The 17,756-nt window shown below is 71.1% G+C and carries 16 protein-coding genes and 1 riboswitch; of the genes, 9 read left to right on the plus strand and 7 right to left on the minus strand.

The features are described from left to right. Positions 1–61 precede the first annotated feature (61 nt). Positions 62–3,418 (plus strand): bifunctional lysylphosphatidylglycerol synthetase/lysine--tRNA ligase LysX, encoded by a 3,357-nt coding sequence (gene lysX, locus ACQPYZ_RS33335; protein ID WP_433163036.1) that lies wholly within the window; start codon positions 62–64, stop codon positions 3,416–3,418. 84 nt (positions 3,419–3,502) lie between these two features. After that, entirely contained in the window at positions 3,503–4,429 is a 927-nt protein-coding gene (locus ACQPYZ_RS33340; protein ID WP_433163038.1) for a hypothetical protein, read from the plus strand. Here the strand turns inward: ACQPYZ_RS33340 and ACQPYZ_RS33345 are convergent. Next, positions 4,426–5,085, minus strand: coding sequence for a hypothetical protein (locus ACQPYZ_RS33345; protein ID WP_433163040.1), 660 nt, complete (start codon positions 5,083–5,085; stop codon positions 4,426–4,428). The two genes, ACQPYZ_RS33340 and ACQPYZ_RS33345, sit on opposite strands and share 4 nt — an antisense overlap. A 177-nt stretch (positions 5,086–5,262) precedes the next feature. Here ACQPYZ_RS33345 and ACQPYZ_RS33350 point away from each other — a divergent pair, with 177 nt between their 5' ends. Then, complete coding sequence (locus tag ACQPYZ_RS33350; RefSeq protein ID WP_433163042.1) at positions 5,263–5,937, plus strand: alpha/beta fold hydrolase; 675 nt, start codon at positions 5,263–5,265, stop codon at positions 5,935–5,937. Here the strand turns inward: ACQPYZ_RS33350 and ACQPYZ_RS33355 are convergent. Together ACQPYZ_RS33355 and ACQPYZ_RS33360 are read right to left on the minus strand one after the other, a co-directional pair. Continuing rightward, positions 5,924–7,297 carry an L-serine ammonia-lyase gene (locus tag ACQPYZ_RS33355; protein WP_433163044.1) on the minus strand — a complete coding sequence of 458 codons (1,374 nt, stop codon included), beginning with the start codon at positions 7,295–7,297 and terminating at the stop codon, positions 5,924–5,926. The two genes, ACQPYZ_RS33350 and ACQPYZ_RS33355, sit on opposite strands and share 14 nt — an antisense overlap. A 78-nt stretch (positions 7,298–7,375) precedes the next feature. After that, a riboswitch (glycine riboswitch) is annotated at positions 7,376–7,466 on the minus strand. A gap of 164 nt (positions 7,467–7,630) precedes the next feature. Next, positions 7,631–8,020 carry a DUF3817 domain-containing protein gene (locus ACQPYZ_RS33360; RefSeq protein WP_433163046.1) on the minus strand — a complete coding sequence of 130 codons (390 nt, stop codon included), beginning with the start codon at positions 8,018–8,020 and terminating at the stop codon, positions 7,631–7,633. A 124-nt stretch (positions 8,021–8,144) separates the two neighbouring features. On the opposite strand from ACQPYZ_RS33360, the gene ACQPYZ_RS33365 reads away from it, so the two are divergent. After that, positions 8,145–9,614 carry an alpha/beta hydrolase gene (locus tag ACQPYZ_RS33365; RefSeq protein WP_433163048.1) on the plus strand — a complete coding sequence of 490 codons (1,470 nt, stop codon included), beginning with the start codon at positions 8,145–8,147 and terminating at the stop codon, positions 9,612–9,614. A 47-nt stretch (positions 9,615–9,661) separates the two neighbouring features. On the opposite strand, the gene ACQPYZ_RS33370 is transcribed toward ACQPYZ_RS33365, so the two are convergent. The 3 genes from ACQPYZ_RS33370 to ACQPYZ_RS33380 form a co-directional block, all read right to left on the minus strand. Further along, entirely contained in the window at positions 9,662–9,889 is a 228-nt protein-coding gene (locus ACQPYZ_RS33370) for a hypothetical protein (RefSeq protein WP_433163049.1), read from the minus strand. A gap of 192 nt (positions 9,890–10,081) precedes the next feature. Further along, on the minus strand, positions 10,082–11,512 hold the full coding sequence (locus ACQPYZ_RS33375; protein WP_433163050.1) for an aminopeptidase P family protein: 1,431 nt from the start codon (positions 11,510–11,512) through the stop codon (positions 10,082–10,084). Positions 11,513–11,597: 85 nt separating this feature from the next. Then, positions 11,598–12,320, minus strand: a complete 723-nt coding sequence (locus ACQPYZ_RS33380; protein ID WP_433163051.1) for a GntR family transcriptional regulator — start codon at positions 12,318–12,320, stop codon at positions 11,598–11,600. Positions 12,321–12,489: 169 nt separating this feature from the next. Between ACQPYZ_RS33380 and ACQPYZ_RS33385 the strand changes: the two genes are divergently transcribed. Genes ACQPYZ_RS33385 through ACQPYZ_RS33400 form a run of 4 tightly spaced genes read left to right on the plus strand, consistent with a single transcriptional unit; the run spans position 12,490 to position 15,994 of the window. Next, positions 12,490–13,785 (plus strand): NRAMP family divalent metal transporter, encoded by a 1,296-nt coding sequence (locus ACQPYZ_RS33385; RefSeq protein ID WP_433163053.1) that lies wholly within the window; start codon positions 12,490–12,492, stop codon positions 13,783–13,785. A gap of 15 nt (positions 13,786–13,800) precedes the next feature. Continuing rightward, complete coding sequence (locus tag ACQPYZ_RS33390) at positions 13,801–14,553, plus strand: LamB/YcsF family protein (protein ID WP_433163055.1); 753 nt, start codon at positions 13,801–13,803, stop codon at positions 14,551–14,553. After that, on the plus strand, positions 14,553–15,158 hold the full coding sequence (locus tag ACQPYZ_RS33395) for a 5-oxoprolinase subunit B family protein (RefSeq protein ID WP_433169819.1): 606 nt from the start codon (positions 14,553–14,555) through the stop codon (positions 15,156–15,158). The genes ACQPYZ_RS33390 and ACQPYZ_RS33395 overlap by 1 nt, the downstream gene beginning before the upstream one ends. Next, positions 15,155–15,994, plus strand: coding sequence for a biotin-dependent carboxyltransferase family protein (locus tag ACQPYZ_RS33400; protein ID WP_433163057.1), 840 nt, complete (start codon positions 15,155–15,157; stop codon positions 15,992–15,994). Before ACQPYZ_RS33395 ends, ACQPYZ_RS33400 begins: the two co-directional genes overlap by 4 nt. Before the next feature lie 32 nt (positions 15,995–16,026). On the opposite strand, the gene ACQPYZ_RS33405 is transcribed toward ACQPYZ_RS33400, so the two are convergent. After that, the gene (locus tag ACQPYZ_RS33405) at positions 16,027–17,004 is read right to left on the minus strand and encodes a GlxA family transcriptional regulator (protein WP_433163059.1); all 978 of its coding nucleotides are present in this window, start codon (positions 17,002–17,004) and stop codon (positions 16,027–16,029) included. A gap of 62 nt (positions 17,005–17,066) precedes the next feature. Here ACQPYZ_RS33405 and ACQPYZ_RS33410 point away from each other — a divergent pair, with 62 nt between their 5' ends. Then, positions 17,067–17,705, plus strand: coding sequence for an HD domain-containing protein (locus ACQPYZ_RS33410; protein WP_433163060.1), 639 nt, complete (start codon positions 17,067–17,069; stop codon positions 17,703–17,705). Positions 17,706–17,756: the final 51 nt, after the last annotated feature.

Below are 17,756 nucleotides of genomic sequence, written 5' to 3' on the forward strand. Positions count from 1 at the left end.
CCGGCAGCAGGCAGAGCGTGCGGCAGGTATCACTCGGGGACACTAGTGGGATGATCGCCCGGTGCGGTCGGAACAGGCGGAGGTGGTGGTCCCGCAGTGGCAGCAGCGAGCGGCTGTCTGGGTGGGCCGCGTGGTCGTGGCCGCGTCGGTCTGGTCGTTCATCGCGATCCCGCTGCACCTGTTCGCCCCGGCGTCCGTGAAGCAGGTTGATCAAGCCTTCGATTTCTTCGGCATCCCGGCCGGGCACACCTTCTTCTCCGCGGTCTACCTGGCCGTCGTCGGCAGCGCGTTGCTGCGGGGCAAGCGGGCCGCGCTGCTGTGGGTGCTATGGGTCTTCCAGGCCCTCTGGCTGATCGCGCACACCGCGGCGGTCGCGTTCACCAGCGTCCGGCTGGCCAACCCGAACGACGCCGAACTGCTGTCGACGTTCGGCCCGGCGACCGTCAAGGATCTGGAGCTCGGCATCGTCCAGGTGGTCGTGGTGGCCGCGATCATCGTGCTGCTGTGGACGATCCGCGGCGCGTTCCCGGCCCGGCTGGCGCCCGGCACCCGGCAGCTCGCGATCACCGCGCTGCTGACCGGCCTGCTGGTCTCGGTCGCGGTGAGCATCACGCTGACGCAGATCTTCCCGAAGACGCTGACCGGGCAGCGGGAGAAGATCGGCTGGGCGGTCATGGCCACCCTCGGCCAGTCCCGCAGCCAGCTGGGCGGCCACGAGGGCCACGGCTGGATCGGTCTGACCGTCGGCGCGATCTCGGCCGCGTCGCTGGTGATCGCGTTCGCCATCTTCCTGCGCTCGGTCCGCCGGGTCCGCTACCTGTCCCAGCCCGAGGAGCTCGACGTACGCCGCCTGCTCCTGCAGCACGGCGAACGGGACTCCCTCGGGTACTTCGCCACCCGCCGGGACAAGGCGGTCGTGTTCTCCCCCGCCAAGGACGCGGCGATCGCGTACCGGGTGGTCAACGGGGTCAGCCTGGCCAGCGGCGATCCGCTCGGCGACCCGGCCGCCTGGCCCGGTGCGATCAAGGTCTGGCTGGCCGAGGCCCGCACGTACGGCTGGTCCCCCGCCGTCCTGTCCGCGAGCGAGGAGGCGGCGCACGCGTACGTCGACGCCGGCCTCCGCGCGTTGTCGATGGGCGACGAGGCGATCATCGACGTCGCGGACTTCACCCTCGAGGGCCGGACGATGCGACCGGTCCGGCAGGCGGTGACGCGCGTCCAGCGGGCCGGGTACCACGCGGAGGTGGTCCGGCACGGCGACCTGTCGCCGGACGCGTTGGCGGAGTACGTCGAGCTGGCCGAGAGGTGGCGGGGAGCGCAGACCGAGCGCGGGTTCTCGATGGCGCTCGGGCGGCTGGGCGACCCGGCCGACGCGCGCTGCGTGATGGTGATCGCCCGCGACGCCGAGGGCTCGGTGCGCGGGTTGCTGTCGTTCGTGCCGTGGGGGGTGCGCGGCGTCTCGCTCGACCTGATGCGGCGGGATCCGGAGTCGGTGAACGGCCTGATGGAGTTCATGGTCACGTCGCTGGTCGACGCGTGCGGGGACCTCGGGCTGCACCGGATCTCGCTGAACTTCGCGATGTTCCGGGAGATCTTCAGCGACGCCGAGCGGGTCGGCGCCGGGCCGGTGCTGCGGTTGACCAACGCGCTGCTGACGGTGGCGTCGCGGTTCTGGCAGTTGGAGAGCCTGTACCAGTCGAACGAGAAGTACCTGCCGCGCTGGTCGCCGCGGTTGATCTGCTACTCCCGCGGTGCGTCGCTGGCGCAGGTCCTGCTGGCGGCCGGGACCGCGGAAGGTTTCCTGCCGGCGCCGCGGCCGTGGACCCGGGTCGACAGCCTGGAGACCGCCGAACGGCACGCGATCATGGCGGCGGACGGTGGCGCGTTCGCGGGCGCCGTACGGTCACAGGAGGAGGAACTGCTGCGGCCGGCTCTGCCCGACCGGAAGCTGACCGAGCAGGAGCTGATCCGGCGGTCGAAGCTGGCCGAGCTCGTTGCTGCCGGCATCGATCCGTACCCCGCGAGCGTGCCGCGGACGGAGACGCTGGGGCGGATCCGCGCGTTGTACCCGAACCTGCCGGCCGACCACCGGACCGGTTCGGAGGTGGCCGTCACCGGACGTGTGATGCGGCTGCGGAACCACGGTGGGCTCGCGTTCGCCTCGTTGCAGGACGGGTTGTCGCAACTGCAGGTGATGCTGACCGCGGAGTCGTGCGGCGAACCCGGGCTGGACCACTGGCGACGACTGGTCGACATCGGTGACCACGTCAGCGTGACCGGTGAGGTCGTCACGAGTCGTCGCGGCGAGCTGTCGATCGCGGCCACGAGCTGGCTGATGGCGGCGAAGTGCCTGCACCCGTTGCCGGACAAGCGGAAGGGGTTCACCGATCCGGAGGCCCGGGTCCGGCAGCGGCATCTCGACCTGGTGATGAACCCGGAGTCGCTGCGGATGATGCGATACCGCAGCAGCGCGGTCCGGGCCCTGCGCAACGGTTTCGAGGCGCGCGGTTTCATCGAGGTGGAGACGCCGATGCTGCAGGCCGCGCACGGCGGGGCGAACGCGCGCCCGTTCGCCACCCACATCAACGCCTACGACACCGAGCTGTTCCTGCGGATCGCGCCCGAGCTGTTCCTCAAACGGCTCAGCGTCGGCGGGCTCGGCAAGATCTTCGAGCTGAACCGGAACTTCCGCAACGAGGGCGCGGACGCGACGCACAACCCCGAGTTCACCTCGGTCGAGGCCTACCAGCCGCATGCCGACTACGAGGTGATGCGTGAGCTCACCCGGGAGCTGGTGATCGAGGCCGCGACCGCGGTCTTCGGCAAGCCGGTCGTCCAGCGGCCCGGCGGCGAGGTCGACATCTCCGGCGACTGGCCGGTGATCACCGTCCACGACGCGGTCAGCCGCGCCACCGGTACGTCGATCTCCACGGACACCCCGGTCGAGCGGCTGCGGGAGCTGTGCACGACGTACGGCGTACACACGACCTTCGAGTGCACCGCCGGCGAGCTCGTCCTCGAGCTGTACGACGAGCTCGTCGAGCCGGCCACCACCCTGCCGTCGTTCTACACCGACTTCCCGCTGGAGACGTCGCCGCTCACGCGCACGCACCGGTCCGAGCCACGGCTCGCCGAGCGGTGGGACCTGGTCGCCTTCGGCGCCGAGATCGGCACCGCCTACTCGGAGCTCGTCGACCCGATCGAGCAGCGCCGCCGGCTCACCGAGCAGTCCCTGAAGGCCGCTGCCGGCGACCCCGAGGCGATGTCGCTCGACGAGGACTTCCTCACCGCCCTCGAGTACGCGATGCCACCGACGGGCGGACTCGGGCTCGGCGTCGACCGCCTGATGATGCTCCTCACCGGCCAGAACATCCGGGCCACGCTCGCCTTCCCGTTCGTCCGCTCTGCCCCACGCTGACCGGTCACAGTCCGGGCCGGGGCTCGCTCACGACCTCCGGGACGCATACCCTGTGCGGCAACAGGGTGGGTGTGGGGGGCGTGCATGAAGAGGTTCGCTGTGCTCTGCGTGGGGTTGGGGCTGGTGGCCGGGTGTGGTGACCCGGTGGTGCAGGAGCAGTCGGTGTCCACACCGTCGGCGTCGGTGAGTACGACGCCCGTGCAGGCGCCGGTGCCGTCGACACCGACCGGGCCGCTCGGGTCGGCGGCGTACCAGGCCGAGCTGACGAGGATCGAGAAGACCCTCGCGAGTGGCCTGCGGGCGCTCACGCGGGTGCGGACCGCCGAGGCATTGACCGAGACGATGGGCGGGTTGTCGTCGGCGCTCAACACGGCGTCGTCGCAGTTGGCCGAGACCACGGTGACGAGCCGTTTGGCCGGCGTACACCAGGTGCTGCAGGCGCGGCTGCGGGTCGCGGCGACGTCGATGTCCGGCGCGAGGTCGGACACCGTCGAGCTGAACGCGCGGTGTGGTGGGGTCGCCTACACGTCGCAGAAGGTCCAGCGTCAGCTGCGCGCGGATCTGCAGAGCGCGATCGTGTCACTCGACAAGCTCCAGCTCCGCTTCGGCGCCACGTTGCCCGACCCGGGCCCGGCGCCCGAGGACGTCCGGCCGTCGAACGGCGCCGTCCTGGTCCGCCGCGGTCCCGCCGGCATCGGCCGGCTCCGGGTCACGAACGGTACGGCGAAGGACGTGGCGATCTCGATCGTGAGCACCGGGCAACCGCCGGGCACACCGCACGTGATGGTGTACGTGCAGTCGAAGAAGGCCGCGACGATCAGCCGGATCGGCGGCGCGTACTCGATCTACTACAAGAGCGGCACCGACTGGAACCTGGAGCGCCGGCAGTTCGGCGCCGACTGCTCCTTCCAGAAGTTCGACCGCACCTTCGGCCGCAACGAAGGCTGGCAGATCGACCTCCAACCCACCATCACCGGCAACGCCAGCACCACCGAAGTCGAGGCCTACTAGAGGCCGAGGGTGTCGAGGATGGTGGTGAGGAGGCCGCCTACCAGGCCTGGGTCGTTCGGTTCGTCGGGGTCGTCCGGGGGCGGCGGGGGTGGGTCGCTGGTGGGCGGGGGCTCTGTCGGCGGCTTGGTGGGCGGTTTGGTCGGCGGGTCCGGCGGCTGGGTGGTCGGGTCCGCGGGCGGCCGGGTGGTCGGTTTCGGGGGGACCTTGGTGGCCGGCGGGTGCGTGGGCTCCTGGTGGTCGACCAGCTGCGGGATCGCGGGCTTGGTGGTCGGGCAGGGCGTCGCGGGTTGTCCGTTCTCGGTGACCTGACCGGTCCCCGGCGCGGTCGTCGTTGCTGGCGGCAACGACGGGGTCTGGCCCGGCGTCGGCGGAGCCGTCGGTACCGGGGTCTCCGAGCCGCGCGGGACGGTCGGGCCGCCGGTCGGGAGCCGGGTGCTGGGTTCGAGGCCGGCGACCGGGCTGGCCGGGTCCGGGCCGCCACCGGGCAGCGGCAGGAACGAGGCGCCGATCCGCGGACCACCGAGCAGAGCGATGACGACGAGCACGCCGTACAGCGACAGCAGGGCACCGACCGTGTAGGCAGCCTGACGCAGCCGCCGGCGGTTCTGCCAGGGCGGTCGGCTGCCTGCCGCCGTTGCGGCAGAGATCGGTTTCACGGTCCCGCACAGTAGCGGCTACACCAGCGCTTGAAACAGCCCTTGGAAGAAATTCCACGCTAGATCGCAATATTCGGTCAATTCCGTTCCGCTACGCATTCGTAGAATTGCACCGAGTCAACAGTGGACGCGCCCATCGGCGGCGCAGCGAAGGATTTCCTGTGCCAGCCTGCTCCCATGTCTTCTCTGGTGCTGCTGCACGGACTCGGAGCCAACGGCCGGGTGTGGGACCGGTGGCCACAACCACGGCTCGCGCCCGATCTCCCCGGCCACGGCTCGGCTCCCGCGCTCCCGGCGTACACCTTCGGCGCGATGGCCGCCGCGATCGCCGAGACCCTTCCGGTACGGCGTGAGGTCGTGATCGTCGGCCACTCACTCGGCGGCGTGGTCGCGCTGGAGCTCGCCAGTGGACGGTACGGCGTCGACGTCAGCCGGGTGATCGCGCTCGGGGTCAAGGTCACCTGGTCCGACGACGACCTGGGCCGGGCCGGCGCCCTGGCGCGCAAGCCGGTCGCCTGGTTCGACACTCGCGAGGACGCGGCCGGGAGGTTCCTCAAGGTCTCCGGTCTGCAGGGGCTGGCCAACCCGGACGATCCGGTCGTCGATCACGGCCTGACCGAGGCCGACGGCCGCTGGCGCCTGGCGATGGACCCCGGCACGTTCGGTGTCGGTGCACCCGACCTTCGCAGACTCGTTGCCGAGAGCAAGGCGGACGTCGTCCTCGCCCGAGGAGAGCTCGACCCGATGAACACCGACGCCGAGCTGCACGCCCTGCACGACCAGGTCGTCACCTTGCCCGGCCTCGGCCACAACGCCCACGTCGAGGACCCGGGAGCGCTCAGCATTCGATGACGTTGACGGCGAGGCCGCCGCGGGAGGTCTCCTTGTACTTGATCTTCATGTCGGCGCCGGTCTCGCGCATGGTCTTGATCACCTTGTCGAGGGTGACCACGTGGACGCCGTCGCCATGCATCGCCATCCGGGCCGCGTTGATCGCCTTCACCGAGGCCATCGCGTTGCGTTCGATGCACGGGATCTGCACCAGGCCGCCGACCGGGTCGCAGGTCAGGCCGAGGTTGTGCTCCATCGCGATCTCGGCCGCGTTCTCGACCTGCAACGGCGTCCCGCCGAGGACCTCGCACAAGCCGGCCGCGGCCATCGAGCAGGCCGACCCGACCTCGCCCTGGCAGCCGACCTCGGCGCCGGAGATCGACGCGTTCTCCTTGTACAGCACGCCGATCGCGCCGGCGGTCAGCAGGAACCGGACGGCGCCGTCGTCAGTCGCGCCGGGGACGAACCGCCGGTAGTAGTGCAGGACGGCGGGAATGATGCCGGCGGCACCGTTCGTCGGGGCGGTGACGATCCGGCCACCGGAGGCGTTCTGCTCGTTCACCGCCAGCGCGAACAGGTTGACCCAGTCCATCACCTTGAGCGGATCGACCGACCACGGGTCCTGCGACAGCTTGCGGTGCAGCGCGTGCGCCCGTCGCGGCACCTTCAGCCCGCCGGGCAGGATCCCCTCGGTCTCGCAGCCCTCCCGCACGCACTCCTGCATCACCTGCCAAATGTGCAGCAGCCCGTCGCGCACCTCGTCCTCGGTCCGCCAGGCCAGCTCGTTCGCGAGCATCACCTCGCTGATCGACAGCTGCGACTCACGGCAGCGGTCCAGCAGCTCGGCGCCGGTGGTGAACGGGTACTTCAGCGGAGTCGTGTCCGGCACGATCCGGTCCCCGGCAGCCGCGGTCTCGTCGACCACGAACCCGCCGCCGACCGAGTAGTACGTGCGCTCCCGCAGTACGTCGCCGTCCGCCGTCCGGGCCGCGAACGTCATCCCGTTCGGGTGGTACGGCAGCGCCTTGCGCCGGTGCATCACCAGGTCGGTGTTCTCGTCGAAACCGATCTCGTGCGTCCCGGCCAGCCGCAGCCGGCCGCGCTCGCGGATCGCCTCGACCCGCGCGTCGACGGCATGCGTGACCACGGTCTCGGGGTCGTCGCCCTCGAGTCCGAGCAGGACCGCCTTGTTGCTGCCGTGGCCGTGCCCGGTCGCACCGAGCGAACCGAACAGCAGCGCCTCGACCCTCGCCGTCCGGCCGAGCAGGCCGTCGTCGGACAGGCCGAGCGCGAAGGTGCGGGCGGCACGCATCGGTCCCACCGTGTGGGAGCTCGACGGGCCGATCCCGATACTGAACAGGTCGAAGACGCTGATCGCCATCGTGCGGAGGTTCCTTCCGGTCGCCGTTGACCGTTGGCTTCCTCCCCGCTCTGTCAGGCAGATGCCTTCCAGAGGTGCCTCGCCCGTACGGTGAAGGTGCCTGAGAGATTCTTGGGGAGAGTTGCTCCTACGGCGCCCGAGTCATGGGCGCGTCTCCCGATCCCACGCCGTAGCGAGCAGGCGCTCGGCGGAGTGCCTCGCTGTGCTGGAGCGGAGGGCTCGATGCGGATCCATCGTGCCCTTCGCTCCAGTGCAGCGAGGTGCCCGCCGAGTGCCGCGCAGTAGGCGTGGGATCGGGAGACGCGCCCTTGCTCGGGACTCTCCCGCACGGGTTCATGCGGCTGTTGAGTTGACTGACGTCCGTGACGGTACGGCGGTCTCCCGGCCGCCGTCAATCCGGCCGGTGCGCACCATCCAGATCTCGAAGAGCCAGGTGAACAGCGGCGGAACGCTGGCCGCCAGACCCACCAGCGTGACCGGCCAGGACCACCGCAGTGGACCGCGGACGACGAGCACGGTCAGCACGTAGGCGATGAAGATGCCGCCATGGATCGGGCCGAAGATCTTCACCCCGAGCTCGTTGTCGGACAGCACGTACTTGAACAGCATGCCGATCAGCAGCCCGGTCCAGGAGATCGCCTCCGCGATCGCCACCCACCGGAACCACACGGCGTACTTGGCACTCTTCGGCGCATCACTCGGCGCACTACTCGTCCCAGTCATCAGCGACCGACCCTAACAAGTCCCCCAAGCGGTGCCCCGGGTCGGGCGGGGGCTGCTCCCCGATGTGATCGAGCAAACGGTTGCCCAGGATCGGGGGAGTTGCCTCAGACAGGAGTTCTCCCAGATGAAGTTCAGACAACGCGCCCTCGCGTGCGGCGCGGCGCTGGGCGTGGCCGCCGCCGGGCTGACCGCGCTGCCGGCGTCCGCGACCCCGGCGACGATCCAGTGGGCCGACTGCACGCCCGAAGGCCAGGACGATCCCGAGGTCGTGAAGGGTTCGCAGTGCGCGACCCTGCAGGTCCCGGTCGACTGGCGGAACCCGGACGGTCCCACGTTCGGTCTCGCGATCGCCCGGCGTACGGCGAAGGAGCCGGGCGACCGCGTCGGCGTCCTGCTGTGGGGTCCGGGTGGTCCCGGTGACTCCGGTGTCGACCGGGTCAAGACCGGGATGGATCGCTTCAGCCAGACCCTGCAGAACCGGTTCGACGTGGTCAGTTTCGACCCACGCGGGATCGCCCGCAGCAACCCGGTGAAGTGCTCGGCCGCCTTACTGGCCGGGCAGCCGTCGCCGGTGCTGAAGAGCCAGGCCGACTTCGACGCGACGATCCGCTACAACCGCACACTCGACGCGGACTGCCGGCAGCACACCGGGCCGGTCTACGACCACATCGACACCTGGCAGACGGTGCGGGACGTGGACGCCGTCCGGGCCGCGCTCGGAGAGCGGACGATCTCGTTCCACGGCAGCTCGTACGGGACGCTCCTCGGTGGTCAGTACGCCGAGACGTACCCGCACCGCGTCCGCGCGATGGTGCTGGAGAGCGTGGTCGACCACAGTGCCGCGTCGGCCCGGTCGTTCATCGACGCCCAGGCGTCCGCTGCCCAGGACTCGTTCGACGAGTTCGTGACCTGGTGCAACGCGGCAACGACCTGCGCCCTGCACGGCCGTGACATCAGCGCGTTGTGGGCCGGCCTGCTCGAGCGGGCGGACGACGGCAAGGTGCCCGATCCGCGAAACCCGGACGTGCCGATCACGCCGTACTGGCTGAGCTTCAACGTCTTCCGGGCCCTCTACGGTCCGCAGTGGCCGGCGTTGGCGGACCTGCTGAAGAAGCTCGACGCGAGCGTCCCGCCGACCGGGCAGCCGCCGGTCCCGACCGGGCTGGCCTCGAACACCCTCGCGGTCTTCTGCCAGGACTGGGACCTCCCGGTCCGCAACTATCGCGAGTACGCCGGGATGCTCGACCGACTGGCCCGGAACAACCCGGACATGCGCTACCCGGGTCAGCTGGTCGCGATCTCGATGTGCCTGGGCCTACCGTCGGCCGACAATCCACAGCACCGGCTGAAGGTCCGCGACCTGGACACCCCGGTCCTGCTGGCGAACGCGATCCACGACCCGGCCACCGGCTACAACTGGGCGCGGAGCGTGGCCCGTCAGCTCGGCCGGCACGGCGTGCTGCTGACGTACGAGGGCTGGGGGCACGGCAGCTACGACGGCGGCCCGTGCATGGAGACCACGATCGACGCGTACCTGGTCGCACTCGACGTCCCCCGCCGCGGCACGAGCTGCCCGGCCGTACCGCCGGTGTGACAGTCCCGGGCAGGCGTCTCCCAACCAGACGCCTGCCCGGGCGCTCTTCAGACCGGTACTCCGGTGACCTCGAGCACGCGGTCGAGGTGGTCGCCGCGGACCATCCGGCCCGCCAGCAGACGGAGTTCGGCGCAGGCGGTCTCGAGCGCCTGCGTCTGGGACCGGCAGTGGTCGACGTACCAGAACGGGTCGTCGGGTTGCGGGTCGTCGGCGTCGTCGATGTCGGCGTACCAGTGCTGGTCGCCGCAGTGCATCACTCGCACGCGCAGGTTCATGGCTGCTACCCCCGTGGCCGGGATCCCTGGGTCCCCCCCGGATCCCAGTCGGGGTCGTCTCGGCCTGGCGCGTGGTCGCGGCCCCCCACTGCCACGCGCCGGGCCGAGTTCGACCCTCCCCCGCTGACTACATCGTTGCCGAGGGCGTCGGTGTTACTGCTTGTGACGGGATTATTTTGCGTGGCCCGGCGGCTACCGCGCGTTCAGGTGCGACTGGGTCCACTGCTCCAGGCCGGCGGCCGTGATCGGCAGGTCCTCGGTGAGGATCTCGAGCCGGTCGGAGTGCACCACCACGTTGTCCTCGATGCGGATGCCGATCCCGCGCAGCTCCGGCGGCACGGTCTCGTCGTTCGGGTGGAAGTACAGCCCCGGCTCGACCGCCAGCGCCATCCCGGCCTCGATCTCGCCGGCGAAGTACGCCTCCGGCCGGGACGCGTCGCAGTCGTGGACGTCGAGGCCGATGTAGTGACCGGTGCCGCAGACGATGTACCGCCGGTGTTGCTGGCCGTCCGGGCCGAGCAGCTCGTCGAGCGACACGTCCAGCAGCCCCCAGTCCCGCAGGCCTTCGGCGAGCACGCGCATGGCGGCGTACTGGAAGGCGCGGTACGGCGCTCCGACCCGGACGGCGTCCAGGGACGCCAACTGCGCCTTGTGCACCAGGTCGTACACCTGCCGCTGGGCGTCGGTGAACTCGCCCGTCGCCGGGAACGTCCGGGTCACGTCCGCGGTGTACAACGTCCGCGTCTCGACGCCGGCGTCCAGCAGGATGACGTCGCCCTCGTTCACCGGCCCGTCGTTGCGGACCCAGTGCAGCACCGGCGCATGTTTGCCGGCAGCAACGATCGAGGCGTAGCCCACGCCGTTGCCCGCGGTCCGTGCGCGCCGGTCGAAGGTGCCCTGCAGCCAGCGCTCACCGCCGCCGCGGATCGCCTCCGGAAGCTCGCGGGCGACGTCACCGAACGCGAGCACGCTGGCCGCGACCGCCTCGCGCAGCTGGTCCAGCTCCCAGTCGTCCTTGATCCGGCGCAGCTCGGCGAGCGTCTGCCGCAGCGCGTTGCCGTCGGTCGGCGAGGTCCGGACCAGGGCGTCCAGCATCGGCTCCACGCCCGGCGTCGAGAGCATGAACGGTACGGCGCCGCGCACCGCGGCCGGCAGCTCCTCGATCGGCCGGCAGGCGATCTGCAACGCCTCCGACCAGTCCTTCAGCCCCGGCACCGGCCCGACCCACAGCTCGCCGTCGCGCGCGTTCGCGAAGAAGTCGGCCTCGTCCGGGCCGGCCGTCTCGCGCAGGTAGAGGGTCGCGTCCCCGTCCGCGGACAGCACGAGTACGGCGCCCTCGGCCTGGCACCCGGTGAGCCAGACGAAGTCGCTGTCGGCGCGGAAGAGGTAGTCGGTGTCGTTCGACCGGACCGGCGCCCCGCCGGCCGCGACCGCGATCCGGCGTCCGGGCAGCGCCGCCGACAGCTTCGCGCGGTGCTCGGCGGCCGCCTCGGCCAACCCGTCCGGTACGGTCACCGAGCGGTCGACCGGACCCCAGCCACGCGAGATGAACTCCCGGAAACCCTTGGCGTCGATCGGGCGGTAGGACTTCGGCGTTTCGTCGGTCCGGTCGTCGTCGGTCATGAGCTGTGCTCCCCTTTGCAGCTGACGGATACTGCCATCAACTCAGGTCGGAGCAGGGCCGCGCAAGCCCTTATCCACCGCGGGATCACCGGGCCCGGAACGCGTCCAGCAGGCCTTGCTCCGAGTCCACCAGGTACTGGTGCAGGTCGGCGGCGGCCTGCTCGTACTTCCGCGCCTCGAGCAGCTCGAACAGGCCGCGGTTGCGGGCGATGTACGGCTCGTGCAGCTCCTGCGGGGTCGCGATCACGTGGAAGAGGAGCCGCAGCTCCGCGAGCAGCCGGCCGGTGATCGCGTCCACCCGGGCGCTGTCGGCCAGCCCGATCAGATGCTGGTGGAAGCGCATGTTCGCCGTACCGACGGCCGGCCAGCGATCCGCGCGCGCGGCCGCCTCGGCGGCCTCGACGTCGTCCCGCAGCGGCTCGAGCCGCTCGGCCGGCAGCTCCGGGTCCCGGTCGGCCAGACCGCGGACGACGTCCACCTCGAGCACCCGGCGGAGGCGGTACAGGTCGACCACGTCGCGCTCGTCCAGTTCGGGCACGAACACGCCGCGGTGCAGCTTGTAGACGAGCAGGCCCTCGTGGGTCAGCAGCCGGAAAGCCTCCCGCAGCGTGTTCCGGCTGACCTCGAGCACCTCGGTCAGCTCGATCTCGGAGAGCTGGGCGCCCGGCGGCAGCGCACCCTCGGTGATGCTGCGGCGCAGGATGTCCGCCGCCCGCTCGGCCGAACTGCTCCGGTCCAGGCGCGCGACGTCGGCGGCGACTGTGCGCAACCACGCCTGGCGGCCCTCGTCGATCTCACCCGTGCTCATCACCGCATCATCACCCACCTGGCCTCGTCGGCGAAAGTTTGGTCGAACAAGACTCTTGCAGGATTGTTGAACAATCTCTACTCTCGTGTCACCGGACGCGTCCGATCACCCACTCACAGCCATGGAGAACACCCGGCAGCACCACCCGCAGACCTCAGGAGCATCCGCCATGTCCAAACCACCGACGAAGCGCCTGTCGAAACCCACCACCCGCGGTACGACGACCCGGCGCCGGCAGCTCAGCCCGGCGGCCGGCCACAAGACGCCCGACAACGCGATGAAGACCGGGACCCGGTCGACGCTGGTCGGCGCCATGTTCCTGATGGCCACCTCCGCGATCGGTCCCGGGTTCATCACCCAGACCACGCTGTTCACGGTCTCGCTCGGTGCGGCGTTCGCGTTCGCCATCGCCGCGTCGATCCTGGTCGACATCGCGCTGCAGCTGAACGTCTGGCGGGTGATCGGCGTCTCCGGCCGCCGCGCCCAGGAGCTCGGCAACCTGGTCGCGCCCCGGCTCGGGACGGCGATGGCCGTGCTGCTGTTCGCCGGCGGGCTGGTCTTCAACATCGGCAACGTGGCCGGCACCGGGCTCGGGACCGACGCGATGCTCGGCCTGGACCCGAAGCTCGGCGGTGCGTTGTCCGCACTGATCGCGATCGGCGTCTTCCTGTCCAAGCGGGCCGGCCTGGCGATGGACCGGATCGTGCTCGTGCTCGGCGCGGTGATGATCCTGCTGACGACGTACATCGCGATCACGTCGGGTCCGCCGGTCGGCCAGGCGCTGAAGAACGCCGTCCTGCCGGAGCAGGTCGACTTCCTCGTCATCACCACGCTGATCGGCGGCACGATCGGCGGCTACATCGTGTACGCCGGCGCCCACCGGCTGCTCGACTCCGGACTGTCCGGTCCGCAGCACCTCCGCGAGATCAGCCGGGGTTCCGTCACCGGCATCCTGATCACCGGCCTGATGCGCGTCGTCCTGTTCCTCGCCATCCTCGGGGTCGTCGCCGGCGGCGTCGCGCTCGACCCGGGAAACCCGACCGCCTCGGCGTTCCAGCACGCTGCCGGCGAGTTCGGGCTGCGGGCCTTCGGCGTGGTGCTCTGGGCGGCCGGGATCACGTCGGTGATCGGCGCGTCGTACACGACCGTCTCGTTCGTCACCTCGCGGACCACGACCTCGGACCGGACCCGGACGGTCCTGGTGGTGCTGTTCATCGCGGTCAGCGCGGTCATCTACCTGGCCGTCGGTACGGCGCCGGCGAAGCTGCTCGTGTTCGCGGGCGCGTTCAACGGGCTGCTGCTGCCGCTCGGCATCGGCGTCCTGCTCTGGGTGGCCTGGCGCCGGCGCGACCTGATGCGTGGGTACCAGTACCCGCGGTGGCTGCTCTCCCTGGGCGCCGCGGCCTGGCTGCTGACCATCTACCTCGCCGTGCGGTCGGTGAAGCCCGTGCTCGAGCTGTTCTAGTTTGGAGGAGTGGAGATGGACCTCAACGCGGATCTGGGCGAGGGTTTCGGTCCCTGGCCGATGGGCGACGACAGCGCGCTGCTGGACGTCGTCACCAGTGCCAACGTGGCCTGCGGTTTCCACGCCGGCGACCCGTCGATCATGCGCCGGGTGACCGGTGAGGCGGTCGAGCGCGGGGTGGCGATCGGGGCACACGTCGGGTACGCCGACAAGGCGGGCTTCGGCCGCCGGTTCGTCGACATCGAACCGGCCGCACTCCGCGACGAGGTCGTCTACCAGCTCGGTGCCCTGGACGCGTTCGCCCGGGTCGCCGGCGATCGCGTCCGGTACGTGAAGCCGCACGGCGCGCTCTACAACACGATCGGGCACCACGAGGAGCAGGCGGCCGCCGTGGTCGGCGCGGTCCTCGACTACGACCGGACCCTTCCGGTGCTCGGTCTGCCCGGCTCGGCCTGGCTCCGGCTCGCGGCCGACGCCGGGCTGACCGTCGTCCACGAAGCCTTCGCGGACCGTGCGTACACCCCGGAGGGGACGTTGGTGTCGCGCCGGGAGGCCGGGTCGGTGCTGCACGACGCGGACGAGATCGCGGCCCGCTGTACGGCGATGGCGACCGGGCAGCCGATCCGGGACAACGCCGGTGGGTCGCTCGTCGTCGAGCCGGCCTCGATCTGCGTGCACGGCGACACCCCGGGCGCGGTCGACATCGCGCGCCGGGTGCGAGCCGCGCTGGAGGGAGCGGGCGTCACGCTGAGCCCGTTCGGCCGGTGATGCGGATCCTGCCGTCCGGCGACCACGCGCTCCTGGTCGAGTTCGACGACCTCGACCAGGTCCTCGGCTACTACGCCGCTCTGTCCGCGGCTCCACCGGCGGACGTGGTCGACATCGTGCCGGCGGCGCGGACGGTGATGGTGTCGACCGCCGGCGGTCTGGACGAGTTGGCGCGGGTGCTGCGGGCGGTCGAGCCGGTGGATCGCGGGCAGGTGGCCGAGGACCTGCTGGAGATTCCGGTCGTGTACGACGGCGAAGACCTGGCGGACGTCGCCGAGCTCCTCGGCTGCAGTGTGCCGGAGCTGGTCGAACGTCACACCGGCGACGAGTGGACCGTCGCCTTCTGCGGGTTCGCGCCGGGGTTCGGCTATCTGACCTCGCCCGGTGAGTGGCAGATCCCGCGCCGCGAGTCTCCGCGGACGAAGGTGCCCGCCGGGGCGGTCGCGCTGGCGGGAGAGTTCAGCGGCGTCTATCCGCGCGAGTCCCCGGGCGGCTGGCAGTTGATCGGGCGGACCGACGTCCGGATCTTCGACCAGGACCGCGAGCCGGCCGCGCTCTTCCACCCGGGCCGCCGGGTGCGTTTCGTCGACGCGGGCCGAGGATGACCGGCTTCACCGTCCTCGAACCGGGGCCCTTGGCAACAATCCAGGACGGCGGCCGACGCGGCCAGGCGGCCCTCGGGATCCCCTTGTCCGGCGCCTGCGACCGGGCGTCGTACGCGCTCGCGAACCGCCTCGTCGGCAACCGGGCCGGGGCGGCCGCGATCGAGGTGACCTTCGGCGGTCTCGTCCTGCACGCCGACACCGACCTCGTGGTCGCGATCACCGGCGCGCCCTGCACCGGCGTACCGCTGAACGCACCGACCGTAGTGAAGGCGGGCGAGGTGCTGCGCTTCGGTCCACCGCGGAGCGGCCTCCGCACGTACGTCGCCGTCCGCGGCGGTCTCGACGTACCGCCGGTCCTCGGCTCCCGGTCGACCGATCTCCTGTCCGGGCTCGGCCCCGCACCGTTGACCGCCGGGCAGACCGTGCCGGTCGGCTGCGACCACGGTCCGATGCCGGGGGTGGATCTCGCGCCGGTCGCGGATCCCCCGTCCGCGGAGGTCGTCGTCCAGGTGACCCCAGGCCCACGCCGGGACTGGTTCACCGACGCCGGCTGGGCGTCGTTCACCACCCAGTCCTACGTCGTCAGCTCCAACAGCAACCGCGTCGGCGTACGCCTGGAGGGCGACCCGCTGGAGCGGGACCGCGAAGGCGAGCTCCCCAGCGAGGGCATGGCTCTCGGTGCCATCCAGATCCCACCCTCCGGCCTGCCCGTCATCTTCCTCACCGACCACCCGGTCACCGGCGGCTACCCCGTCATCGCCTACCTCACCACCGCCGCGGTGGACCTCTGCGCCCAACTCCGCCCCGGCCAAACCCTCCGCTTCACAGCCGGCTGACCGCAGCGGCGCCAGGTCTGCCGGGATGGCCGTCAGGCGGTGGCGCGGAAGCGGCGGAGGTATGTGGTGGGGGTGGTGTCGAGGTGGCGGGCGAAGGCCCGGCGGAGGGTCTCGTCGCTGCCGAGGCCGCTGAGGCGGGCGGCGGTGGTGATGCTGTGGCCGTCGAGGAGCAGTTGCTGCGCGCGGTCGAGCCGGATGCGTTCGACCCAGCGGGCCGGCGTCGTCCGCAGCTCGCTCTGGAACAACCGGGTCAGGTGCCGCGGGCTGAGCGCGGCGTACGCCGCCATCGCCGACAGACTGTGGTCGGCGGCCGGATCGGCGACGACCCTCGCGGTCACCTCGCGGAGCGGATGACTGCGGACCGGCGGCGTCGCCATCGCCGCGGAGAACTGCGACTGACCACCCGGCCGCTGCATGAAGACGACCAGCTCCCGCGCGATCTCCCGGGCCACGTCGGCGCCGTGGTCGGCCTCGACCAGCGCGAGCGTGAGGTCGATGCCCGCGCTGATCCCGGCCGACGTCAGGTACTTGCCGGACTGGAGGTGCAGCGCGTCGGGCTCGACCTCGATCGCCGGATACCGCCGCGCGAGCGCCTGCGCGTGCCGCCAGTGCGTGGTCGCCCGCCGCCCGTCGAGTACGCCGAGAGCCGCCAGCACGAACGCCCCCGTACAGACCGACGCCACCCGCTCGGCCCGATCCGCGAGACCACCGACCGCCGCCCGCAACTCGTCCGGCACCCGCTCGACCAGGTGCTCGGCGCCCGCCACCAGCACGGTGTCGAACGATCCGGCGTCCGCCGCCGCGACCGTGCCGGCCAACGTCACGCCGGACGCGGTCCGGACAGCTCCGCCCGACGGCGACACCACGACCGGCTCGTAGCGGCGGACGTCCCGGTTCGCTTGGTGCAGAACCTCGAGCGGACCGCTGACGTCGAGCAGCGTCACGTCGTCGAAGGCCACGATCCCGATCCGCCGTGTCCGGATCTGTGGTTCAGATGGCGTGATGGACATGGCGCCAGCGTACTCGCGCCGACCACGCTGGAGCCAACGACCAAGAGAAAGGCAGGACGGACATGACCGAAGAGATCGCCGGCGTGAAGATCCCGGACAGCACGCTCGCCCGGGCAGCGACCGAGCTCGTCCGCGATGCGGCGTCACCGCTGCTGTTCGACCACTCGCGCCGGGTCTTCCTGTTCGGATCGCTCCGCGGGCAGCAGGAGGGCCTGCGGTTCGATTCCGAGCTGCTGTACGTCGGCGCGATGTTCCACGACCTGGGGCTGACCGAGCGCTACCGCCGTACCGACCAGCGCTTCGAAATCGACGGCGCCGACGAGGCGCGCGACTTCCTGCACTCCCACGGCGTCACCGGCACGGCCGCCGACCAGGTCTGGACCGCGATCGCCCTGCACACCACCCCGGAGATCCCACTGCGCCTGGCTCCCGAGATCGCCCTCGTCACCCGCGGCGTCGAGCTGGACGTCCTGGGCATCGGCTGCCACGCCGTCACCGACGACCAACGCGCGCAGGTCGTTGCCGCCCACCCCCGCCCGGACTTCAAGAACCGCATCCTCGCCGCCTTCACCGACGGCATCAAGGACCGCCCCGAGACCACCTTCGGCAACATCAAGGCCGACGTGCTCGAGCACTTCGTCCCCGACTTCCGGCGCGGTGACTTCGTCGAGGTCATCAAGAACTCGTCCTGGCCCGAGTAGCCCCGGGGGCAGTCCGTGGCAGCGTCCGTGGTCTGTGCGTGGGGTTTCCGG

Source organism: Kribbella sp. CA-247076 (genome assembly GCF_050942445.1).
Taxonomy (GTDB): Bacteria; Actinomycetota; Actinomycetes; order Propionibacteriales; family Kribbellaceae; genus Kribbella.